Origin of the sequence: Microcoleus sp. w2-18bC1 (assembly GCF_036700365.1) — a bacterium.
In the GTDB taxonomy this organism is placed as follows: Bacteria; Cyanobacteriota; Cyanobacteriia; order Cyanobacteriales; family Microcoleaceae; genus Microcoleus.
Genome location: NZ_JAUBOS010000023.1, coordinates 1 through 24,449, shown reverse-complemented (window position 1 = coordinate 24,449; position 24,449 = coordinate 1). Strand labels below are relative to the sequence as shown.

The window sequence follows — 24,449 nt, the reverse complement described above, 5'->3', positions numbered from 1 at the left end:
CTCACATCGAACGACCTGCGCTTCCGTTTCGTCTGCTTGATGGCATCGTGCATGAACTGGTTAAAACTTAAAATAGTGTGCAGAATAACGGACTTGTACCTAAAGACAGAGGAAAATATCGCTACCCCAACATAAAGGCTTTGTCTATGCAGCCAATTCGTACATTTAACGTTTCCCCGTCGCTACCGACAATTCTCGAACCCCTACGCAAGCTTGCCTACAACTTGCACTGGGACTGGAACGTCGATACCAAAGACCTATTCCGCCGCCTCGATCGAGACCTGTGGGACTCCAGCAACCAAAACCCGGTGCTGATGCTCGGAACCATATCTCAAGAGCGGCTGCAAGAAATGGCAGAAGACGAAGGCTTCATTGCCCAAATGAACCGAGCAGCCCAGCAGTTAGACGATTATCTCAAAAATCGCGCCTGGTACCGCAAACAGCGCGGCACCGAGCAGCAGGAATGCTACGCTTACTTTTCGATGGAATTCGGCTTAGTTAAAGCCCTACCCATCTATTCAGGCGGTTTGGGCGTGCTCGCAGGCGACCACCTCAAATCAGCTAGTGATTTGGGCTTGCCCTTAGTCGGTGTCGGCCTACTCTACCAAGAAGGTTATTTTTCGCAGTATCTCAACGCCGACGGCTGGCAACAAGAACGCTATCCGCTCAACGATTTCTACAATATGCCGCTGCACCCAGAACGCAATCCCGACGGTTCGGAATTGCGGATTGAGGTAGACTATCCCGGCCGCAAGGTGTATGCCCGGATTTGGCGGGTACAAGTGGGAACGGTTCCTTTGTACCTAATGGATACAAATATTGAACCTAATAGTCGCTACGACCAAGATATTACCGACCAACTGTATGGCGGTGATAAAACTCTGCGGATGCACCAAGAAATCATGCTGGGCATCGGCGGCGTGAAAATGCTCAAGGCATTGGGGCTGACAGTTACGGCTTATCACATGAATGAAGGCCACGCGGCTTTCATGGCTTTGGAACGCATTCGGATGCTGATGGAGGAATATCACCTGAGTTTCGTAGAAGCGGAACAGGTGGTGGTTTCGAGCAGTATGTTTACGACTCACACGCCTGTGCCTGCTGGGTTTGACTTGTTCGAGCCGGATATGGTGATGCACTATCTGAGTCACTATCCCAAGATATTTGGCTTGTCGCAAGATGAGTTTTTGGGATTGGGCCGGGAGAATACTGGCGATTTGTCCGCACCTCTGAATATGGCAATTTTGGCTATTAAAATGTCGAGTTTTGTCAACGGGGTGGCGGCTTTGCACGGGGTGGTGTCGCGCCCGATGTTTCAGGGTTTGTGGCCGGGTTTGCCCCAGGAAGAAGTACCGATTACTTCGATTACCAACGGGGTGCACGCTCGCAGTTGTGTGGCGAAGTCTACTCAGGAGTTGTACGATCGATACCTTGGCCCGGACTGGGAAATGACCGGTAAGGACGATCGTCTCTGGGACAGGCTTTCGTCGATTCCTGATGAGGAACTATGGCGCAATCACGAACGCTGTCGATCGGAGTTGGTGGTGTTCGCGCGGGAGTGGCTGCAAAAGACTTTGCGTGAACGCGGTGCGGCCCAAACGGAAATCGAACACGCGCGGGAAGCTCTCAATCCCAAGGTGCTGACGATCGGGTTTGCCCGCCGCTTTGCTACTTACAAGCGGGCGACGCTGTTTTTGCGCGATGTCGATCGAATCATGCGGATCATGCGGGATCAAAATCGCCCGGTGCAGTTTGTGATTGCTGGGAAGGCTCACCCGATGGATATTCCGGGTAAGGAATTGATTCGGGATATCGTTCACTTCATCCGCGAGCACGAGACGATGAGCTCGATGGTGTTTTTACCGAACTACGACATTAACGTTGCTCGGATGATGGTGTCTGGCTGCGATGTGTGGCTGAATACGCCACGCCGCCCGCGTGAGGCTTCGGGTACTTCCGGGATGAAAGCTTCGATGAATGGTTTGCCGAATCTGAGCATTCTTGACGGATGGTGGGATGAGGCTGATTATGTTCGTACCGGTTGGCCGATCGGACATGGGGAGTTTTACGAAGATACTAAGTATCAGGATGAGGTCGAGGCTAATGCTTTGTACGACTTAATGGAAAAAGAAGTTGTACCGCTGTTTTACAACCGGGATGCTGATGGCATTCCCCGCGGTTGGACGGAGAAAATGAAGGATTCTATTCGCTTGAATTGTCCTTTGTTCAATACTGCTCGGATGGTGAAAGATTACGCGCGACGGGCATATTTCCCGGTGAGCGATCGCTACCACACCATGACTTCGGATAATTGCGCTCCGGCCAAGGAGTTGTCTCACTGGAAGAAGCACGTTCTCGCGAAATGGCACGATATTAAGATTGAGGCTGTTGATATTTCGCAGGATAAAGAAGTTAAGGTCAATCAGTCGATATCTGTTAAATCTCGGATTAATCTGATGGGATTGACGCCTGCAGACGTACAAGTTGAACTTTATCAAGGCTCGGTTGATGCTAACGGCGATATCATTGGTGGCGTGCCGGTGGTGATGGAGTATTTGGGAGAAGATTCTCACAATGCTAGCCTTTATACGGCTGACATTACTTATACTTCTAGCGGTTTGCAAGGTTTGTCGTTGCGCGTTTTGCCGAAGCACAATAATCTCAGCAGTCCTTATGAAGCTGGTGTGATTCTCTGGGCACATTAAAGGAAGGAAGAAGGAAGAAGGAAGAGGGAAGAAGGAAGGCACGACACGGATTCGGACACGGATACACGGATGAATTTAACTGTGTTTCCCAATTCTCCCCCTCTCCCACTCTCCCACTCTCCCACTCTCCCACTCCCACTCTCCTTATCGAACTTGGGGAATGACTATGTAGCCGATTGTGCGATCGCCCAATACCAAATTCCGCTGGATTCCCAGTACCACCAGTGACCGCGTATATAAGCGTACAGCAAGGCATCTGGCTGTTCTTTTAAGCCTTTGATGGGGGCAACACTGGTGGCAATTTCGGGGATGTTTGAACCACCGATGAACGCTAATTCTTATGCAGGATGTTTGCGAAATTCAGACTTGGTTCGAGGATTGATCAATATCTACAATATACTGGCAGAACTTCATCAATTAGAGTTGACATTCTGCCAGTTTTCCTTTTTTATATGGCGTTGCTGAAGACAGGTATAAATTCAAGATTTCGGAATTTTTATAAGCCCAGTCGGGTGAGTTTTGTAACATCAAGCGAAAAGTTGATTCATACCGTGACTCAGCAAAGCCTAGAATCTATATCCATCAATATGAAAGCCGCCAAACAAAAAAGTGGTGCCACAATAGCCAAACTTTTTCATACTACTATAGCAATCCTCGCATCATTTGTGAATTTCTTACTCCCTCCCCTTGATAAGGGGAGGGTTGGGGTGGGGTAAAAAGTTTACGACTCCTGCAAGGATTGCTATATTGCATAAAATTGAAGGAAGCCTGGAGACACCTCTAGTTTAAATTATTTACCTACACCCGCTGGCTGCTGACGGTTTCGCACTTCCAGAAAAATCAACAAAGCATTAACATCAGCCGGATTCACCCCGCCAATTCTCGCCGCTTGGCCAATCGTCAGCGGTTTCACCTTAGCCAACTTTTCCCGCGACTCTTTCGAGAGAGTTGTAATTGCCATGTAATCCAAATCCGCAGGCAATTGTCGGCGTTCATGTCTGACAATTTCATCAATTTGATTTTGCTGTTTTTGCAGATAGCCAGAATATTTAATGTCAATTTCCGCACCCTCTTTTTCAGCCAACTTCAGACTAGAATTGCCTAAATTGTAGCGTTCCAAATCCACATAATGAAAACCAGGACGACGCAACAAATCAGCAAGAGTAATTGAACCTTTAATCGCTTGTTGAGTGCCCGCAAAAATTGCCTTACCAACTTCCTCGTGCTCTTTCACCCGCGTCGAGTACAAGCGTTCCTTCTCTGCCACAATATTAGCTTTTTTCCGCTCAAATAACTCCCAGCGGCGATCGTCAATCAAACCAATTTCCCGTCCCAGCGGCGTCAAGCGTTGGTCAGCATTGTCCGATCGCAATAATAGCCGATATTCCGATCGCGAAGTCAACATCCGGTAAGGTTCCCGCAAATCCTTCGTACACAAATCATCTATCAGAGTCCCGATATAACTTTGCTCGCGAGGAAACACAATCATCTCCTGATTTTTCGCAAACCTGGCCGCATTAATCCCCGCCACAATCCCCTGTGCAGCCGCCTCCTCATATCCAGTTGTACCGTTCACCTGACCCGCGCAAAACAGCCCTTCAATCTTCTTAGTCATCAGCGTGGGAAAGCACTGAGTTGCCGGCAAATAATCATACTCCACAGCATAAGCAGGGCGCATCATCTCGCACTTTTCCAAACCCGGAAGAGTCCGCAGCATTTGCAATTGCAAATTTTCCGGTAAACCAGTCGAAAAACCTTGGATATAAAGTTCAGGAATATCTCTACCTTCCGGTTCAATAAAAATCTGGTGACTTTCCTTATCCGCAAACCGCACAATCTTATCTTCAATACTCGGACAATAGCGCGGCCCCTTCGCATCAACCCAGCCACCGTAGACTGGAGAAAGGTGCAAATTGTCTCTAATTAACTGATGAGTAGCTGGTGTAGTTCGAGTCAAATAACAAGGCATTTGTTCCCGTTCGATCCACACTTCTGGATCGAAACTAAACCAGCGAACCTCTGCATCTCCCGGCTGCGGTTCCAGGTTGGTGTAATCGAGAGTACGTTTGTCAACTCTTGCGGGAGTTCCAGTTTTCAACCTGCCTGTTTCAAAGCCCAAACGGTTGAGAGTTTCCGTCAAACCAACGGCGGCAAATTCTCCCGCACGTCCGGCGGGCATCGACTTATTGCCTACCCAAATCGTGCCACCTAAAAAAGTGCCTGTGGTGAGAATTACTGCTTTGCATTCAAAAGCGACGCCGAAGTATGTTTCTACTCCGATAACTTCTTCGTTTTTTCCCAAAACTAAGTCTGTCACCATCGCTTCCCGGATGGTCAAATTCTCTTGGTTTTCGACAATATTATTCATTACAGCGGCGTATTCCCGCTTGTCAGTTTGTGCCCTCAGCGCCCACACTGCGGGGCCTCGCGAAGAGTTGAGGATGCGTTTTTGTAGGTAGGTGCGATCGGCCATTTTGCCAATTTCCCCGCCTAACGCATCAACTTCGTTAGTGAGTTGGGTTTTAGCCGGGCCACCGACAGCAGGATTGCAAGGTTGCCACGCAATTTTGTCGAGGTTGAGGGTGAGGAGAAGGGTGCGACAGCCGAGGCGAGAAGTGGCGAGGGCGGCTTCACAGCCGGAGTGTCCGCCACCAACTACGATGATGTCGAAACTGTCTTGGAATTGTACTGGAGTTTGTGCGGTCATTCGATTTTAGATTTTAGATTTTAGATTTTAAATTGAAGAGGTGACTCTACGGATTAATCTGGGGGCTTGTATCCTGGATGTTGGCAATCAATATAAGCGCCGGTGAGAGATGGGGTTCTAGTCTTGTCTTTATTCTAGTATAAGTTAAAAGCTAAAAAACACTTATAATGTAGCGTTTATGTCAAAAAGTTACCATAAGGCGAGATGACCATTTTATTTTACGTTGATGAGGGTGGCACTGGCTGGAAAGATATGGAGACAAATTTCTTTTTTTTAGCTAGCTTTGCTATCCATGTCCAGCACTGGCCACAAATGGATAGAGAATTTTCAGCACTTAAAAAGGAGCTATTTAGTGGGAAGGAACCTGAAGACTGGGAACTTAAGGGGCGGGATATTTGGCAAGGTGTGGGTTCATTTAAGAATTTTCCAAGGGAATTCCGTCTTCAAGCGTTCAAGAAAGTTTCAGAAACTATCAGTCAGTTACCTAGCAATATATTCGCTGTTCAAGCCAACAAAAAAAGATTGCGCGAAACCAGCGAATATATTAAAGATGAAACTGGTTTGTATCGCTTAACTTTCAATCAATTATTAGAGCAGCTAGATGCTTATCTAAAGCAATCTAGCGAAACTGGAATATTACTTATGGATTCGCGCTCAACTCAGCATACCAGTATTCAGGATGGGAGATTGATCAGAGTGTATCGAGATTGGAAGTCACAAAAAAAATATTCTAACTTTGTGGAACTACCTTTGTTTGGCTTCTCAGAATTTTACACTGGTTTGCAGCTAGCAGATTATGTGGTGTACTTGATAGATCGTTATTCAAAGGAAGCAGGGACAGCCAGTGGTCATACTGAATTGGAGGAAGCCTTCCATCTACTTGAGCCGAAAATGCAGTTGTTGAAAATTCCTATTCTCCAGCATAAAATCCACTTTGAAGACCGCTAAAATGAAGGGTAAGTTTAAATGCGAATCCACGACTATAAATAGTCGTGGATTTCGCCCTTATTGAGAGCTTAACCCTCTTTTAAGAGGGGCTTAAAATAACTCTCTACGCCTTGGCGGGGCGTTATTTTGGCAGTGATGGTATGATCATTAAAATCATGTTTCAGGTTGACAGGCGCACGGTATCTCAACCGTACCATACCTCCCCGTGCAGTTCGGGGCACCTTGTCTCTGACAGGCGCACGGTATCTCAACCGTACCATACCTCCCCGTGCAGTTCGGGGCACCTGTCATTTAATACCATTATATAGTATAGTAAAAGGTTTGGTCAAATATCGAACGCTCATAATTGGGGCATATTAATTGAGATTAAGATTATGCGATCGACAGCCAGCGACCAAAAGGGCAAAATTACCACAACCTTGTTAGGGCCCGAAGGCACATTTGAATGTTTAGAACTTTCTGACCCAAGCGAGCCGCTGTGAGGAGTATTCCTCCTCGAAAGGCTAAGAATTGCACTCGACTTGAAAAATCTAAGATAGGATATTTTACCGATCGACCAGACCGAAACTTATCTGACAATGCTGTAGATTTACCCAACAGCTTGCAGATTACCTACATCTTCTCTACTCTTCCTTCGCACCCTTCGCGCCTTCGCGGTTCAATCATTCCGTACTATTGCAGTTTTGCGCTATGTTAGACAAAAAAATCTCAACAAGCGTACACAAGTGAAATACTTCTTCTTATCCGACGGCTGGAAAGTTGGGCGCGTTTGGGGCGTGGGCGGCGAGTGGAGTCACGCCGCCTGGAGGCGGGCGCCGGACATCCAACAGCTCAACCTCTGTCTTTCCGATCGCAACGAAAAAATGTGGCTCTACCGCGTAGAAGACGCCGTACTCATGGTAGAAGTCCAACCAGCAGTCCGTCCCGATCCTGCCGATCCCGCCAAAAATATCGGCAACGTCACCCTCACCAGACTGATCGATGCCGAGCAAGTCCTCGAACGCCTCGGGACGATCGCCGCCCGCTGCGAAATGGGCAACCCGCAACTAATGTAATGCTCAACATATTGCAATCGGTTCTAACACTCGATACACTTCTTTAAATAACTTTCATTTTTATGCCTCCACCTTTGAAGGTAGATGGCAGTCGGCAAAAGGCAGAGTTTAAACCCTGCAGGTAACTGCTGGGGATTAAGAATCTGATTTTTCCGTAAAAATAGACATCATCACTTACACCTTGGAGAACCGCAGTCAATGGGACTACCCTGGTATCGCGTACACACAGTCGTCTTAAATGACCCAGGCCGATTGATTTCTGTACACTTAATGCACACTGCCCTCGTGGCAGGTTGGGCCGGCTCAATGGCCCTTTATGAACTAGCAGTTTTTGATCCCACAGACCCAGTTCTGAACCCAATGTGGCGTCAAGGGATGTTCGTGTTGCCCTTCATGACTCGCTTGGGAGTTACGGGTTCTTGGGGTGGTTGGAGCATCACTGGCGAAGGTAACGTCGATCCGGGCTTCTGGTCCTTTGAAGGCGTCGCTGTCGCTCACATCATCCTTTCGGGCCTGCTGTTCTTAGCAGCGGTTTGGCACTGGGTATTTTGGGACTTAGAACTTTTCAGAGACCCTCGCACCGGTGAACCAGCCCTCGACTTGCCAAAAATGTTTGGCATTCACCTGTTCCTCTCCGGCTTGCTCTGCTTTGGCTTCGGCGCATTTCACCTTTCGGGACTTTTTGGCCCGGGAATGTGGGTTTCCGACCCCTACGGCCTGACCGGTCACGTCCAGCCAGTGGCACCTGCTTGGGGCCCTGAAGGCTTTGACCCGTATAATCCGGGCGGCATCGTGGCTCACCACATTGCAGCGGGCGTAGTCGGCGTAATTGCCGGTTTGTTCCACTTGACAGTGCGGCCGCCGGAACGTCTTTACAAAGCCCTGCGGATGGGGAATATCGAAACTGTACTTTCTAGCAGTATCGCTGCCGTGTTCTTCGCAGCCTTTGTGGTTGCGGGTACGATGTGGTACGGTTCTGCTGCTACTCCGATCGAACTTTTTGGCCCGACTCGCTATCAGTGGGACAGCGGCTATTTCCAACAAGAAATCGATCGCAGAGCTCAAGCTAGCTTGGCCGGTGGTCAAGGCTTCCAAGAAGCTTACGAACAAATTCCTGAAAAATTGGCTTTCTACGACTACGTGGGCAACTCTCCTGCTAAAGGCGGTTTGTTCCGGGCCGGCGCGATGGTCAATGGCGACGGTATTGCGAAAAGCTGGCTGGGCCATCCAGTATTTACTGACAGCGAAGGTCGGGTATTGTCGGTTCGCCGCCTCCCCAACTTCTTTGAAACTTTCCCAGTAATTTTGACGGACAAAGATGGGGTCGTTCGCGCTGACATCCCCTTCCGCCGTGCTGAATCAAAATACAGCTTTGAACAAAGCGGAGTTACCGTCAGCTTCTACGGCGGCGAACTTAACGGTCAAACCTTTAATAATCCTCTAGATGTTAAGAAGTTTGCTCGCGCTGCTCAAAAGGGTGAAGTATTTGAGTTCGATCGCGAAACCTTGAACTCTGACGGGGTGTTCCGCACTTCGACTCGCGGTTGGTTCACTTTCGGACACGTTTGCTTTGCTTTGCTGTTCTTCTTCGGCCATATCTGGCACGGTTCTCGGACTATTTTCCGCGACGTGTTTGCTGGAGTTGAGGCTGACTTGGAAGAACAAGTCGAGTGGGGCCTGTTCCAAAAACTGGGCGACGTGACCACCAGAAGAGAAGAACCTCTCTAAATTTTGCCAGCCTCTGGCTAGCCGGGAAACATCCCCGGTGTAAAAAAACCCGGTTTCTTGAAGAAACCGGGTTTTTTTAGTTAATAATAAAACCAACAATTAAGATAAGATAATACGGCAAGGGAAGATAGGGAAAATTTAACATGGAAAGCGTTGCTTACATTTTGATTCTGGCTTTAGCCATAGGCGTACTATTTTTTGCGATCGCCTTTCGGGAACCTCCCCGGATTGGCAAATAATTAGCTATACGCCTCCAGCAAGTCCAAAATATCTTGAACCGGACTGCGGTTAGCCCGCATCATAGTGATCTAATTTGGTGCGGGACTATTTCACCGCTGTGTGCTAAGTGATTTTTTCTAGTCCAGCCATTCATCAGACCCCAGGCGGTTAGATGAATGGCAATTTGCTGGCCATGCCTTTTAAAATCAGCAATCATGCGCTGTTCCTCCTGCCAACACACAAATAGTCGCGTTTTAGAATCGCGTTCAGCCGAATCAGGTCAAAGCATCCGTCGGCGGCGTGAGTGTTTGAACTGCCAGCACCGCTTCACAACTTACGAACGCATAGAATTTGTGCCGATTACGGTGATCAAGCGGGACGGCAAGCGCGAATCTTTTGACAGGTCAAAATTAGTTAGGGGATTGGTTCGGGCCTGCGAAAAAACCGGTTTGTCTTCGGGGCATCTCGAAACTCTGGCAGAAGAAATTGAGGCCCAACTCCAAGGTCGATCGCTCCGAGAAATCGCCAGTTCAGAAATAGGGGAACTGGTGCTGTTGCACCTGCGGCCGCTCAGCGAAGTCGCTTATGTCCGTTTTGCCTCCGTATATCGTCAATTTCGAGGCATCCGAGATTTTGTAGATACCCTAAATCACCTTCAGAATCCCCTCAACGAAGCTGAAGATACAGAAACGGAGACAAATTTTGACGCAGATTTGCCGGATTCCGAAGCAGTCGATCGAGAAAGCCCAGCATCCTGCGCTACTCCCAGCTAAGCTCGCTTAAATTAATTTATCGATATATTCTGGGAGATTGAAAACCGTGTCGCGAGGAAGGCCGGGAGAAATAGCGACTCAAGGGACTCTCATTCGATCGAGTGTTCTTTTTTCTCAGTAAGAGTCCTGGGTGTGATATGATCGTCATCGGTCTAAAATAGAGTATAACTAGACAACGTAAAAACTTAACTGGATTAGTTGAGTGCGTAGTCACACCTAACGGTGTTGCAGTTTAGGAAAGCTCGCATTTGAACAAAACCTAACTAAAGCTCGGTGACTAATTAAATACGGTAGGACATACCGAAATTTACGCTTCTGGAGAAACCGACCTCTACTTAGACTGGAGTAATCCTGTCGCCAGCAAGTCGGCTCGTTGAACGAAGAATCTCAGTTTATTTATACCTGAGAGTGTCAAAATAGTCTACTTGACTCGGAATGTTAAGATGCAACGTTTTAACACAGAGTATGGAGTAACAGTAATGGCAAGCGCTGGTGTGCAGTTGCACCTGGCAAAAGTTAGCGAAAACTGACTTTAGTAAAAGATTTTGAAAAAAGTTAATCGCTTTTTCACCAAAATCTCGAATATCTGCCGGCACAAACGAAAAACATGAAGGAGAGAAATCCTAGGAAACTATTCGCATGGTCAATCTCAAAACCACAGTCAAAGACATCGGCTTTACTCACGAAGATTTTGCAGCCCTACTTGATAAATATGACTATCACTTTAGCCCGGGCGATGTAGTAGCGGGTACAGTTTTTAGTATAGAACCCAGGGGCGCTCTGATTGATATCGGTGCTAAAACAGCAGCGTACATTCCCATTCAGGAAATGTCCATCAATCGAGTGGAAAGCCCTGAAGAGGTATTGCAATCAAACGAAACCAGAGAATTTTTCATCCTCACCGATGAAAATGAAGACGGACAATTAACCCTGTCCATCCGGCGCATCGAGTATATGCGGGCGTGGGAAAGAGTGCGACAACTGCAAGCAGAAGATGCCACAGTACGATCGCAAGTATTTGCCACCAACCGCGGCGGCGCACTCGTGAGAATAGAAGGCTTGCGAGGCTTTATTCCCGGTTCTCATATAAGTACCCGCAAACCGAAGGAAGAATTAGTCGCCGAAGAATTACCATTAAAATTCTTAGAGGTAGACGAAGACCGCAACCGCCTAGTGTTGAGTCATCGTCGCGCCTTAGTTGAGCGCAAGATGAACCGCCTCGAAGTCGGGGAAGTCGTCATCGGTACAGTACGCGGTATCAAGCCTTACGGTGCCTTTATCGACATCGGCGGCGTCAGCGGCTTGTTGCACATCTCGGAAATTTCACACGATCACATCGATACGCCTCATAGCGTCTTCAATGTCAACGACGAAGTGAAAGTGATGATCATTGACTTGGATGCCGAGAGGGGCCGGATTTCTCTCTCCACCAAGCAGTTGGAACCGGAACCGGGCGCGATGGTCAAAAATCGCGAATTGGTATACGAAAAAGCTGAGGAAATGGCAGCTAAGTTCCGCGAGAAAATGCTGGCTCAAAAGCAAGCTAAAGCAGGCATCGACATTCCTGTAGATTCCATCGATGCTGATGATATCTCCGACGAAATACTCGAAGACGTGCCCTCAGCAATGGAAGAGGATCTGCCAGAAGATGTAGCACCGGAAGCAGCAGCACCGGAAGCAGCACCGGAAGCAGCACCGGAAGCAGTATTAGATGTAGAGGAAGAAATCCCTCCTGCGACGGAAGAATAACATCACAGTTAATGTGATTAAAAGAGGGAATTTTCCCTCTTTTTTTTTGAGTTAGTCATTAGTCATTAGTCATTAGTCATTAGTCATTAGTCATTAGTCGCTGCTCGGTGGTTGACAATTCCCAGTTGCCAATTCCCCATTCTTAATTACCGAGATTTAACCTATTTCTGTAGACCGATGCAGCGATCGCACTTTGAATCAAAAAAAGTGGCAGCGCGATCAATCTGCCTAAATAAACCTAGCCTTTACGCTGCTAATTTGTTAAGATTTACAAACATCAGGGACATCCGCACAAGTGCAAACTCATCAGCATTCTCAGGCAAAAACAAACTAGACAAGCAAATTACACAAAATAATACTTAGAAATTTCTTGCCCTGACGCTCAAAGGCAAGTGGATCATGAACATCGAACTCTTAAAAGAAAAATTAGAACAGCTAAAAAAACGTCCCAATTCGAGCAAAGGAACGATCGACCAAATTGAAAACTGGTTAACCGGTTCCCACATTTTGCAGAGATTGAGAATTAATCCTTACTACGTAGCAGGCGAGACAGTCAAGAATGTTAAAAAAATTACTTCCGAATTTCTGCACGGAGTAAAAGCCGGTGCCTTCGACTTGCACTGGGATATTCACTGCCCCCACTGCAACATGATTACAGAAGAATTTAAAGATTTGGCAGACACATCAGAAATGTCTTTTTGCCCGATGTGCGATCGCGAGTTTAAAATTGATTTGCTCGATCGCGTCGAAGTTACTTTTTCCCTGAACAAAGAAATCGAAGACCCGCAACTGCGACCCGTCTGCGCTCCCCCTCCCGTACTCCAAAGCAAACTGCAACTGGTAACGCCTTTATACTGCACCGAATCCGAGATTGTCACCTTAGAAAACGGTCGATATCGCTACTGCTGTCCCCTGACTTTAGCTAAAGGGATTTTAAAGGTTGAAGGCGAAGAAACAGAAGAGATACAAGAAATTAAACTCCAGCAGTTGGCCGGCCCAGATTTCGATAAAAAAGAGCTGGCCGTGCGTCCCGGAAAAGTTAAGCTCGAATTAACTAATACCGAACACAATTTGTCCGGGCTGATTTTGCATTCAGATGAATTGCCCGATGAACTGACATTAGAACAACTGCCCCTGCGGCTGTCAGGAATGCAACTGCTTCATCACCCGGATTATAAGCGTTTGTTTGGCGATCAAGTAATATCGGAAAGAGAGCGAGTCAAGATTCGGGCGATTACTATTATGTTTACCGATATTACCGGTTCTACCAGAATGTACGAAACGCTCGGAGATACCAAAGCTTACAATATTGTCCGCGACCATTTTGAAATTTTCTTTGAGTCGATCGAGAAATTTGGCGGAAAAGTAATTAAAACCATCGGCGATGCCGTCATGGCTTCTTTTATCAGCAACGAACAAGCAATTATGACAGCCACCGATGCTGTGGCTAGTTTCAGGAAATACAATTCAACTCGCCAACAAGCAGAGTGGATTCAAGTCAGAATTGGTATTCACCGAGGTACGGCTTTGCTCGTGAATCTCAATAATTCGATCGACTATTTTGGCTCCACAGTCAACAAAGCTGCCAGGATTCAAAATCTTTCTAAAAGTGACGAAGTTTCGTTTTCCGAAGAAGTTTATCATGACCAAGCATTTTTAAGTGGATTAAAAACTGCTGGAGTCTCCGAAATTCAAAAACGAGTTGAAGATTTAAAAGGAATACAAGGCGCACAAGTCACTTATACTGCTAGAATAAACACGGAATCAGTAATCCCGCTGTCTGCTACACTTGTCGCTAAAAAAAGCTAAGTAGGTAAACAAATATAAGTAGTTATTGCTAGCCTCTCGTTGCGATCGCCCCAACAGCAGATAGAGTTGTTCGATCGCGCTCAGAAGATAATGACTCCAACAGTATACTTACTCATTAAATGAGTTGCATAATACCTATAACTTAAGGTATACTTAAGTATAGTACGGGTTCTTCAGCGGCATCTTGCGAGAACTGTAGGTTGCTGAATAGCTGAAGTCCTCGACTTCATAGCATGACTTCTCCTCAATTATCTCCAGAAAATACACCCGAAGCCATCGCACCAGTCGCCCTCGATTGCGAACAATTAACCGAAACCGATGCCCCCTTTCCCATTGTTGGGATTGCCGCCTCAGCAGGAGGGTTGGAAGCATTCACGCAGTTACTGAGCCATTTACCGAGCGATACGGGTATGGCGTTTGTGCTGATTCAGCATTTAGACCCCAATCACAAAAGTCTGCTGAGCGAGATTCTCGCGAGAACAACGCAAATGCCTGTTAATGAGGTAGAAGACGGCGTAGCTGTAGAGCCCAATCAAGTCTACGTTATTCCGCCCAACACCAAGATGGTGGTATATAAAGGCGTGCTGCAACTCTCACCGCGCGAGAAGATTTATGGCAAATATATGCCGGGAGATGCGTTTTTTACCTCATTGGCGATCGATCGCGGGCACAAAGCAATCGCCGTAGTTTTATCCGGGGGAGACGGAGACGGTTCACTCGGACTCAAGGCAATCAAAGCAGCCGGAGGCATGACTTTTGCTCAATGTCAAGACACAGCAAAATTCGATAGTATGCCGAATACCGCTGTTGCCACAGGAAATGTCGATTTCGTTCTGCCACCGGAAAAAATTGCCGAGGAACTGGCAAACTATAGTCACAATCCCCTTCTCACTGGCCCGCTTGCCATGACAAAAGTTGAGGAATCCCCCGAACAGGGAGATGCCCTGGCAACTATTTTTGCGCTGCTGAAATCCACTACAGGCGTTGATTTTAGCCACTACAAACCCACCACGATCGGGCGACGCATCCAGCGACGGATGGTGTTGTACAAGCTTGAAAGCTTGAATGATTACGCCCAACATCTTCGACACAATTCGGCTGAAGTCACAGCCCTGTATGAAGAAATCCTGATCCACGTTACCAGTTTCTTCCGTGACGCCGAAGCCTTTGAAAAGTTAAAAGAACTGGTTTTCCCCACGATTATTCAAAATAAATCGGCCGAAACTCCGATTCGGATTTGGGTGGCGGGATGTTCGACAGGTGAAGAAGTTTATTCGATCGCCATTTGCTTGTTAGAGTTTTTGGGCGATCGAGCCATCCAGCCACCGATCCAGATTTTTGCCACGGACATTGGCGAACAGGCAATTGGCAAAGCGAGGTCTGGCGTCTACTCAGAAAACCAGATGGTAGATGTTTCACCAGAACGACGTACTCGCTTCTTTATTGCCGAAGCAAGAGGTAGCTATAGAATCAGCAAGGCAGTCCGCGAACTTTGTGTATTTGCCCGACAAGACTTAGGCAGCGACCCGCCTTTTTCCAATATCGATTTAGTTAGCTGTCGCAATGTGCTGATTTACTTGGGAGAGTCATTGCAAAAAAAAGTGATGCCGATTTTCCATTACAGTCTTAAGCCAACGGGCTTTCTCTTGTTAGGCACTTCTGAGAGTACCGGAGAATTTTCCTACTTGTTTACTTCAGTGGATAAAAAGTCTAAAATTTATGCCAAAAAGTTGGCTGCGACTCGTCCCAATTTTTCGTTTACGCCGAGTTCCTATCCCGTCGCTAAAGCACGTGAACGGCAGGAAGTGAAAAACAATTTTACGAATAGCTTGGATTTACAACAAGAAACTGACCAACTGATTTTAAATCGATATGCCCCAGCCAGTGTGGTTGTCAACGAGCAGATGAAAATCCTGCAAGTGCGGGGAGACATCGATCCTTACTTGAGAGTGGTAGCCGGAACCCCCGACTTAAACTTGCTGGCAATGGCAAGGGCAGGCTTGCTGGTTGAGCTTCGCACCGCGATTTATCAGGCACAAACGCAGAACGTAAGCATTAGGAAAGAAAGGGTATTGCTTGAAGTGGGCGGACGATCGAGTATCGTCAATTTTGAGGTGATTCCGTTCCAGCCACAGGCGGCCGAAGGACGCTACTTTTTGGTGGTATTTGAAGAGGCTTCACCCACGGTGCTTAACCTCAGCACTCTCCCTTCTGAAAGCTTCGAGCAAGCTGATTTAGTGCGCGAAATTGAGCTGCTGAGGCAGCAACTTGCAGCCGCTAACCAAGAAAAAACTGCGGCTCAAGCCCAACTGCAAGCGGTGATCCAGGATCAGGAAAGTCTCAACCAAGACCTCAAAGTTGCGAACGAAGAAATCCTATCAAGCAACGAGGAGTTGCAAAGCACCAATGAGGAGTTAGAAACTGCCAAAGAAGAGATTCAAGCCACTAACGAGGAACTCACTACCACTAACGATGAACTTCGCAGCCGAAATATTGAACAAAGCCTAGTGAATAACGATCTGATAAATTTGCTTTCCAGTATCAATATCCCTATTTTAATGCTGACAAACGATTTACAGATTCGACGCTTTACGCCAACGGCACAGCAAATTTTTAGTGTGATTCCCACAGATGTTGGACGACCTTTTAGCGACATCCGCTCAACTCTGAACGTTCCTGACTTGGAACAGATGATTTTGGAGGTGATTGATACTCTCCAGACGAAAGAACAAGAAGTTCAAACTTTATCAGGATATTGGTACAACCTCCGCATTCGTCCTTACCGGACAACGGAAAACCAGATTGACGGTGTGGTGATGGTTTTGCTCGATATTGATGCTCTTAAACGCAGTGCCAGAACCTTGGAGGAGGCCCGAAATTATGCTGAAACCATTGTGGAAACTGTGCAAACGCCTTTAGTCGTCCTAGATGCTGATTTCCGAGTGAATAAAGCAAATCGATCGTTCTATGAAATGTTTCAGGTTTCACCGTCAGAAACAGCAAAATCTTCGCTGTTTGAGCTAGGCAACGGGCAGTGGAATATCCCCCAAGTGCGATGGATTCTGGAAGATATTCTGGTTAGTGATGTTCAGCTTGAAAACTTTGAGTTGGATCACCTGTTTGATAATATCGGGCCCAAAACCATGCTGCTGAATGCTTGTAAACTTGAACGAGAAGATCAAGCTTTAATGATTCTGTTGTCGATCGAGGATATCACGCAGCGCAAGCAGTTGGAGACAGTACGATCGCAGTTATTACTGCAGGAACAGTTTGCCCGCCACGAGGCAGAAGCAGCCAACCGTAGTAAAGATGAATTTCTCGCGAATCTCTCCCACGAATTACGCAATCCTTTGACTCCGATCCTGGGCTGGTCACAAATTCTGCGTTCCGGGAAACTGAAGGAACCAGCCGTTACTAAGGCTCTAGAGGTGATCGAGCGCAGCGCGAGGGCCCAATCTCAGTTAATCGAAGATATCCTGGATATTTCCCGGATTACCAGTGGCAAGCTTCAACTGTGCATTTGTCCGATCGATCTGCGGTTAGTGGTGCAAGCGGCGCTGGAGGGCGTTCAATTATCAGCCGAAGCAAAAAACATTCAAATTGTTTCGCAGTTGATTCCTACGACTGTTTTAGGGGATATCAATCGCTTGCAGCAAGTTGTGTGGAATCTTCTGTCTAACTCGATTAAGTTTACTCCGGCGGGGGGACGAGTGGAAATCCTGCTATCGACGATTGAGAATCATGCTCAACTTCGAGTCAGCGATACGGGGAAAGGGATTGATGCACAATGTTTGCCGTATATTTTCGATCGTTTTCATCAAGGCGATTCCAGCAGCGTTAAAGGGAATCAAGGGCTGGGATTGGGTTTGTCGATCGTGCGTCACCTGGTTGAATTGCACGGGGGAACTGTGCAAGCCGAAAGTCCGGGTGAGGAACAAGGAACTACAATGACTGTGAGATTGCCGTTGCGATCCCTACCGCCAGAGTTGACATCGGCGATCGATTTAAAGTCAACTGCTTTGGTAGGGCCTTTAAACGCCTCTAGCGATCGCGTCCCCTCTCTAGAAGGCTTGCACATCTTAGCCGTAGACGATCAGATCGATACCCGCGACTTTTTACAATTTGTGCTTGAAGGCTACGGGGCGGAGGTTTTGGCAGTTGCATCTGCCAGAAGTGCGATCGCTGCTTTGACTGAAAATCCGGGCAGATATGACGTGCTCATCTCCGATATCGGAATGCCAGAGGAAGATGGGTATTTCTTAATTCGAGAAGTGCGAGCTCTTGCAGCAGCAGCCGGAGGAGAAATCCCCGCCGCGGCGCTGACTGCCTATGCGGGCGATAAAGAACGCGAAAGGGCGATCGAAGCTGGTTTTCAAAGGCATATGGTTAAGCCGATTCAGCCGGTTGTACTAGGATTAATGGTGGCTAATTTAGTAGGACGATTTTAGTTTATTGATTGTAGGGACACAACAATGTTGTGTCCTAATTTTGTAGGATTACAACAATAGTTAGCTCCAGAAAAGCCTGTTTTGAACAGGCATCTTGCCTGTTCCACAATAATGATTATTGGAGATGTCTAATGTTGGACATAATTTTGTAGTATTACAACGATCGCGGGCAATTAAGAATTGCCAAAAATAGCGCAATATGGGAAGATATAAAAAAATATAAAAATTACGGAGTTCAGATTCTTGGTAAATATTAAATGTCGGGGCATTACCTTCTCGAATATCCAAGCCGTAATCTTTGACAAAGACGGCACTCTAGAGGATTCTCAAGAATTTTTGAGACTGTTGGGAATTAAGCGAGCGCGCCTCGCAGACGCTCAAATTCCGGGCGTTGGAGAGCCTTTACAAATGGCTTTCGGCATCGAAGGCGGCAGCATCGACCCCACAGGCTTGCTAGCAGTCGGTAGTCGTAGGGAAAATGAGATTGTGGCGGCGGGATACATCGCCGAAACCGGCAGAGGATGGCTGGAATCTTTAACTATTGCGCGCCGCGCTTTTGACGAAGCTGACGAAATGTTTAAAAATAGTGCTGTTTCTCCTCTATTTGTCGGCAGTTTGGAAGTGCTGAAATATCTTTCGGAAGCGGGTTTAAAACTGGGAATTCTTTCGGCGGCTACGACGGAGGTTGTGCAGAAGTTTGTGAAACACCACGCATTGGCCGAGTGGATTCAGTTAGAAATGGGAGTGGATTCAACGGTTCACAAACCCGATCCGAAATTGTTTTTGCAAGCTTGTGAGAAACTCGGAGTAAATCCCGCAGCAACTTTAATGGTAGGAGATTCAGCAGGCGATATTCAGATGGGTAAAAATGCGGGCGCGGCTGGCTGTATCGGGATTTGTTGGGGAAAGGCCCAGGTTAGTCATTTGGAAAATGCGGATGTGGCGATCGCATCTTTGGATGAAATTACAATTTTAGCAGATTGAGCAAACATCAGAGCCTGGAAAATCTCGCTTCTACCGTAGTCTCGATCCCCCTAAATCCCCCTTAAGAAGGGGGACTTTGAGCGCTTCCTGTCCCCCCCCCTTCTTAAGGGGGGCTAGGGGGGATCGAGGCCTAATCGTCAAACAGCAGACCGGTATTACGTTTGACCTTAAGTTGACACCAATGGGCATTGCCGTTTCCCTACAGCTAACAACGCAAACCCAGAATTACGACATCTCTTTCAAAGCCGTCAAGTTCCGCAACTTGTGGCAGATATCCCCACCGCTGAAAGCCAAATTTCTCAAACAATTTTACACTCGGCTGATTGTGAGCAAAAATAATTCCTATGAGAGTTTTAAGCTTCAATTCTGGACTCCGCACAATTGCCGATTGCAATAAATTTTGTCCGATTCCGCAGCGTTGGCGATCGGGTGCAACGTAGATGCTAACTTCTGCTGTATGCTGATAGGCAGCGCGTCCGTAGAAAATCTGAAAACTCAGCCAGCCAACAATATTTTGTTCTGATTCCATTACCCAAATCGGCCAGGAATTGGGAGAGTGTTCTCTGTACCACGGGAGGCGACTTTCGACTGAGACTGCTTTTAAATCTGCTGTGGCCATTCTGCCCGGTATTGCTGCGTTATATATTTGGACAATTGCTGGCAAATCGCTTTCTTCTGCGTCGCGGATTTTCATCGTTGGGTTGAATGTTGACTGTTGACTGTTGACTGTTAACTGTTAACTGTTAACTGTTAACAGTCAACAGTTAACTAATGACTAATGACTAATGACTAATAACTAATGACTAATGACTAATAACTAATGACTCTTGTACAGTTCCATAATATCGCTGACACCCATTCTTGAATTTGCTCCCAAAGTTAGCGGCGATTTGTGTCCTCGCTGCAAGTGTTCTGCCGCCGCGCAGCCAATCATTGCTGCGTTGTCCGTACAATATTTTAATGGCGGAAACAATACTCGCAAGTTGTGTTTTCCTGCTGCTGCTTGTAAGTGTTTTCGCAGTCCGCTGTTTGCTGCAACTCCGCCGCCGACTACAATAGTGGTAAGCCCGAAATTTACGGCACAGTCGATCGCTCTTTTTGTTAAACCCTTAGCTACTGTTTCCTGAAAGCTGGCCGCAATATCATTAATTGTAGAGGCAGGCAAGAGGTCTTCGGCACCCACATTGTTATTTTGTTTCTTGAGTTTCTGTACTAATTGCAAAACAGCAGTTTTCAAGCCACTAAAACTACTGTCGTAAGGATGGTAGCCACCACCAGGCAAGGAAATTCTGCCTTCTGGTAGAGGGTATGCTTGGGGATTGCCAAGGGCGGCCAATTTGTCAATCAGGGGCCCGCCGGGATATCCTAGCTGCAACAGTCTCGCAACTTTATCAAAAGCTTCGCCAGCGGCGTCGTCGCGTGTGTGTCCTACTGTTTCATAAACACCGCAATCTTTGACGTAAATAAAGCTAGTATGTCCCCCGGAAACTAACAAACACAAAAACGGTGGCTGCAAGTCGGGTTCGGTAAGGTAAGAAGCGTAGATGTGCCCTTCGAGGTGGTGGACGCCTAAAAAAGGTTTTTGATGGACTATTGCCAAGCTTTTCGCCGCTGTCAGCCCGACTAACAATGCACCTACTAAACCGGGGGCACAAGTCGCTGCAATGCCGTCAATTTCTGACCAACTCAGGTTTGCTTCACCGAGACACTGGGCAATTACCTGATTGAGCATTTCTAGGTGACTCCGCGAAGCCACTTCCGGCACTACCCCGCCAAACTGCTCGTGGATTTTAATTTGTGATGCTACAACATTGCTGCAAACTTGACGATTCTTAACAATCGCTGCTGCTGTTTCGTCACAACTTGTTTCGATCGCGAAAATGGTTGCCATTAACTGGTAATTTTATTTGATAGGTTAGTTATTGCTAGCTTAACTAATTCGGCGCAAGTCCCCCGCTCTACCTGTACTCAGGTTATTGTTAAGGGATTTTTGCCCGATCGACAGGTAAGACCATCATCGGATGCAAAGAAGGAATATCCTCACGGTATTGCTAGCTCAGCATTGACCTATGAAAACGCTAATCCCTCATTCTATTGGGATTTGCCGCATCAATGATGGATACTTTACACTGTCAACAAACACGGTAATCTGGATTCCAGATCGGCAAGTTGAAATGCTTGTACAAAAACTTATTGTTTTGTAACAAAAGGAAACAATTCCATGCGACGATTGTTTGCTGCAATTTTAGTGTTGAGTGTCTGGATCAGTTTTGCTCCAGTTGCTTCGGCTTACAATTTAGTGCCGTGCAAGGACTCTCCCGAATTCAAGGAACTGGCTAAAAATGCCCGTTCTACGAATGGCGACCCCGCATCTGCCAAAGCAAGATTCGATCGCTATTCTCAAGCTATGTGCGGCCCGGAAGGATACCCGCACTTAATCGTAGACGGCAATTTGAGCAAAGCCGGAGACTTTTTGATTCCCAGCGTGCTGTTCTTGTATATTGCTGGTTGGATTGGTTGGGTAGGCCGTTCTTATCTGCAAGCAGCCAAAAAATCTGGCTCTCCTGAGGAAAAAGAGATTATTATCGATGTTCCAAAGGCAGTCCCATTGATGCTGAGTGGCTTTTTGTGGCCTCTAGCAGCTCTCAAAGAAATCACCACTGGTGAAATGTTTGCGAAGGACGACGAAATTACTGTTTCGCCGCGCTAGCAATTTGGGATTTTAGATTTTAGATTTTAGTTGGTTTACAAATTCCCAGCCTAAAATCCTTAATCTAAAATCGGTTCGCATAATTTAAGTTGTCTCGACTTTTGAGGAGCAGTATTCATGCAATACTTTCTGAAGTATCTTTCGACCGCACCAGTATTGGCAGCAGCTTGGATGGTGATAACGGCGGGAATTTTAATTGAATTCAACCGTTTTTTCCCAGACTTGCTTTTCCATCCGATGCCATAAAAAATCAGTGGATTTAGGTTCCTAAACCTAGAAAAAAAAGTTGAGAGTTTTGAAGTTGGAGCGGTGATTTATCAAGTTATTTCAAAGCTCAAATATCAAAACTCTCAAACTGGAGCATTGAGTACAAAACCAGCGCCTAAATGGGTGAAAACCAAGGATCTAAACTATTTAGTTATCAAATTAGTTCCCAATGACTAATGACTAATGGCTAATGATTAATGATTAATGACTAATGACTAATATTGTGAATCGATGAAGTCTTATCTCGCCGCAGCAATTCAAATGACTAGCTTGCCTGACCTGCAAAAAAATTTGGTTCAGGCAGAGGAATTAATCGACCTGGCAGTGCGTCGGGGTGCGGAGTTAGTTTCCTTACCAGAAAATTTCTCGTTTATGGGAGAAGAGGAGGAAAAGATTGCTTCTTCAGAGGCGATCGGCATCCAAAGCGAAAAATTCCTCAAAACGATGGCCCAGCGATTCCAGGTAACGATTCTGGGCGGCGGATTTCCAGTGCCGACGGAGGGAGGGAAGGTATACAATACTTGTTTGCTGGTAGACCCAAACGGCACTGAAGTGGCAAGGTACAGAAAAGTACATTTGTTCGATGTGAATGTGCCAGACGGTATTACTTACAGGGAATCGAACACTGTGAAAGCTGGTGAAGATTTGCCGCCGGTTTATGTGTCGCCGGAGTTGGGGACGCTGGGACTTTCGGTGTGCTATGACGTGCGGTTCCCGGAAGTGTACAGGCATTTGTCGTACAAGGGGGCTGATATTTTGTTCGTGCCGGCGGCGTTTACTGCTTACACTGGCAAGGATCACTGGAAGGTTTTGTTGCAAGCTAGGGCGATCGAGAATACTTGTTATATGATTGCCCCCGCACAAACTGGCCGTCACTACGGTCGCCGTCAAACTCACGGTCACGCGATGATTGTAGACCCTTGGGGTGTGGTTTTGGCGGATGCTGGAGACGAACCGGGTGTGGCAATTGCAGAAATTAATCCCGATCGACTAGAACAAGTCCGCCGCCAGATGCCATCTCTGCAACACCGGGTTTTTCTGTGAAGGAATTTTGAGACCCATTGGGTCTCAAAATTTCAGTCCTACTGGGCCAACCGACGTGAAAACTTTTTATTCGATCAAGTAATTGTGTAGGTTCGTACACACAATTACTTAGATCATGTGCGTGCGATCGACAACAATAAGCGGGAGGGGGCGGATTTACGCCGATCTATGAGTGATATTGTCGATCGGAGGTGACTCTGGCCCCGACAGCTTAATGATATTGTTTTTTCCTGCAGATGAACGGCCAATAACTCGCGATAAAATGTCTAAGGCAGGTTCAATGGGCGTGCACTTCTGCTAAAAGGTGAATTAGCGAAAGTAGAATTGCACGAAATGCGTCTTTTTGGAGAAATGAAACACACTCTTTCGGTTTTAGTTGAAGATGAAGCGGGTGTCCTCACTCGAATTGCTGGTTTATTTGCCCGTAGGGGTTTTAATATTGAAAGTCTGGCCGTTGGCCCGGCGGAACAAGGGGGAGTGTCTCGGATTACGATGGTTGTACCCGGAGATGACCAAATTATCGAACAGTTGACAAAGCAACTGTACAAGTTGATTAACGTGCTTAAAGTTCAGGATATAACGGAAATTCCCTGTGTGGAACGGGAGTTGATGTTGCTGAAAGTTAATGCTGCTAGCGGGGCGCGATCGGAGATCATTGAGTTAGCTCAAATTTTTAGAGCGCGAGTGGTGGATATTGGTGATGATACGCTGACATTGGAAGTTGTGGGAGATCCCGGTAAAATGGTGGCGATCGTCCAGGTTCTGAATAGATTTGGGATTAAGGAAATTGCTCGTACTGGGAAAATTGCCCTGACGCGCGAGTCGGGGGTAAATACTGAGTTTCTCAAGTCTTTGGAAGCGAAAGTTTAAGGAAGTTGACGGTTGACGGTTGACGGTTGACGGTTGACTGTTGACGGTTGACTGTTGACGGTTGACTGTTGACTGTTGGCAGTTGACGGTTTGCCATCAACTATGTTAAAGGAGCTAATATGGAAAGCTTTCAACAGCTACAAGTTTATCAATTAGCTGAAAAAATATCAAACGAAATATGGTTTATTGTTAAAAAATGGGACGAGTTTACGAAGGATACGATGGGCAAACAAATAGTGCGATCTGCTGATAGTGTTGGTGCTAATATTGTAGAAGGACATGGACGCTATAGCTGCCAAGATAATCAGCGTTTTGTTAAAATTGCCAGAGGCTCCTTAAACGAAACAAGACACTGGTTAAGCTGTTGTGCATTTAAAACGCATAGTGGTATAATATAACATAATGATATTCAGACAAAGTGAATGCCTGCTAA

At 46.7% G+C, this 24,449-nt stretch carries 17 protein-coding genes and 1 pseudogene; 15 read left to right on the top strand and 3 right to left on the bottom strand.

Features of this window, described 5'->3' with window-relative positions; all coding sequences use genetic code 11:
- Positions 1-146: 146 nt before the first annotated feature.
- Positions 147-2,705: an alpha-glucan family phosphorylase gene (gene glgP / locus QT979_RS14505; protein WP_333210807.1), complete on the top strand. Its 2,559-nt coding sequence runs from the start codon at positions 147-149 to the stop codon at positions 2,703-2,705.
- 790 nt (positions 2,706-3,495) lie between these two features.
- Here glgP and mnmG read toward each other — a convergent pair.
- Positions 3,496-5,412 (bottom strand): tRNA uridine-5-carboxymethylaminomethyl(34) synthesis enzyme MnmG, encoded by a 1,917-nt coding sequence (gene mnmG, locus QT979_RS14500; protein ID WP_333310712.1) that lies wholly within the window; start codon positions 5,410-5,412, stop codon positions 3,496-3,498.
- A gap of 204 nt (positions 5,413-5,616) precedes the next feature.
- Between mnmG and QT979_RS14495 the strand changes: the two genes are divergently transcribed.
- The 9 genes from QT979_RS14495 to QT979_RS14455 all read left to right on the top strand — a co-directional run bounded on the left by QT979_RS14495 (position 5,617) and on the right by QT979_RS14455 (position 19,125).
- On the top strand, positions 5,617-6,360 hold the full coding sequence (locus QT979_RS14495; RefSeq protein ID WP_333310710.1) for a DUF3800 domain-containing protein: 744 nt from the start codon (positions 5,617-5,619) through the stop codon (positions 6,358-6,360).
- Positions 6,361-7,085: 725 nt separating this feature from the next.
- Complete coding sequence (locus QT979_RS14490; RefSeq protein ID WP_039887994.1) at positions 7,086-7,415, top strand: hypothetical protein; 330 nt, start codon at positions 7,086-7,088, stop codon at positions 7,413-7,415.
- Positions 7,416-7,613: 198 nt separating this feature from the next.
- The gene (psbB, locus tag QT979_RS14485; protein ID WP_333210814.1) at positions 7,614-9,143 is read left to right on the top strand and encodes a photosystem II chlorophyll-binding protein CP47; all 1,530 of its coding nucleotides are present in this window, start codon (positions 7,614-7,616) and stop codon (positions 9,141-9,143) included.
- A 143-nt stretch (positions 9,144-9,286) separates the two neighbouring features.
- The gene (locus tag QT979_RS14480; protein ID WP_006635641.1) at positions 9,287-9,382 is read left to right on the top strand and encodes a photosystem II reaction center protein T; all 96 of its coding nucleotides are present in this window, start codon (positions 9,287-9,289) and stop codon (positions 9,380-9,382) included.
- A 195-nt stretch (positions 9,383-9,577) separates the two neighbouring features.
- Positions 9,578-10,135: a transcriptional regulator NrdR gene (gene nrdR, locus QT979_RS14475; RefSeq protein WP_333226654.1), complete on the top strand. Its 558-nt coding sequence runs from the start codon at positions 9,578-9,580 to the stop codon at positions 10,133-10,135.
- Between the two features lie 639 nt (positions 10,136-10,774).
- Positions 10,775-11,884 (top strand): 30S ribosomal protein S1, encoded by a 1,110-nt coding sequence (locus QT979_RS14470; RefSeq protein WP_333310708.1) that lies wholly within the window; start codon positions 10,775-10,777, stop codon positions 11,882-11,884.
- A gap of 399 nt (positions 11,885-12,283) precedes the next feature.
- The gene (locus tag QT979_RS14465; protein WP_333310706.1) at positions 12,284-13,693 is read left to right on the top strand and encodes an adenylate/guanylate cyclase domain-containing protein; all 1,410 of its coding nucleotides are present in this window, start codon (positions 12,284-12,286) and stop codon (positions 13,691-13,693) included.
- 233 nt (positions 13,694-13,926) lie between these two features.
- Positions 13,927-18,141, top strand: a complete 4,215-nt coding sequence (locus tag QT979_RS14460; RefSeq protein ID WP_333310704.1) for a chemotaxis protein CheB — start codon at positions 13,927-13,929, stop codon at positions 18,139-18,141.
- A 243-nt stretch (positions 18,142-18,384) separates the two neighbouring features.
- A complete protein-coding gene (locus QT979_RS14455) occupies positions 18,385-19,125 on the top strand; it encodes an HAD family hydrolase (protein ID WP_333310702.1) in 741 nt (246 codons plus the stop codon).
- 205 nt (positions 19,126-19,330) lie between these two features.
- Here QT979_RS14455 and QT979_RS14450 read toward each other — a convergent pair whose 3' ends face one another.
- A complete protein-coding gene (locus QT979_RS14450) occupies positions 19,331-19,819 on the bottom strand; it encodes an N-acetyltransferase family protein (RefSeq protein WP_333310700.1) in 489 nt (162 codons plus the stop codon).
- 123 nt (positions 19,820-19,942) lie between these two features.
- Entirely contained in the window at positions 19,943-21,016 is a 1,074-nt protein-coding gene (tsaD, locus tag QT979_RS14445; protein WP_333210825.1) for a tRNA (adenosine(37)-N6)-threonylcarbamoyltransferase complex transferase subunit TsaD, read from the bottom strand.
- 330 nt (positions 21,017-21,346) lie between these two features.
- Between tsaD and QT979_RS14440 the strand changes: the two genes are divergently transcribed.
- The 5 genes and pseudogenes from QT979_RS14440 to QT979_RS14420 form a co-directional block, all read left to right on the top strand.
- Positions 21,347-21,835, top strand: a complete 489-nt coding sequence (locus tag QT979_RS14440; protein WP_333210827.1) for a Photosystem I reaction center subunit III — start codon at positions 21,347-21,349, stop codon at positions 21,833-21,835.
- A 117-nt stretch (positions 21,836-21,952) separates the two neighbouring features.
- Complete coding sequence (psaJ, locus tag QT979_RS14435) at positions 21,953-22,081, top strand: photosystem I reaction center subunit IX (protein ID WP_015174876.1); 129 nt, start codon at positions 21,953-21,955, stop codon at positions 22,079-22,081.
- Positions 22,082-22,333: 252 nt separating this feature from the next.
- On the top strand, positions 22,334-23,146 hold the full coding sequence (locus QT979_RS14430; RefSeq protein WP_333080387.1) for a carbon-nitrogen hydrolase family protein: 813 nt from the start codon (positions 22,334-22,336) through the stop codon (positions 23,144-23,146).
- A 351-nt stretch (positions 23,147-23,497) separates the two neighbouring features.
- On the top strand, positions 23,498-24,016 hold the full coding sequence (ilvN, locus tag QT979_RS14425) for an acetolactate synthase small subunit (RefSeq protein WP_333210829.1): 519 nt from the start codon (positions 23,498-23,500) through the stop codon (positions 24,014-24,016).
- Between the two features lie 119 nt (positions 24,017-24,135).
- A pseudogene (locus QT979_RS14420) lies at positions 24,136-24,375 on the top strand (four helix bundle protein); the annotation flags it as partial.
- Positions 24,376-24,449 lie beyond the last annotated feature (74 nt).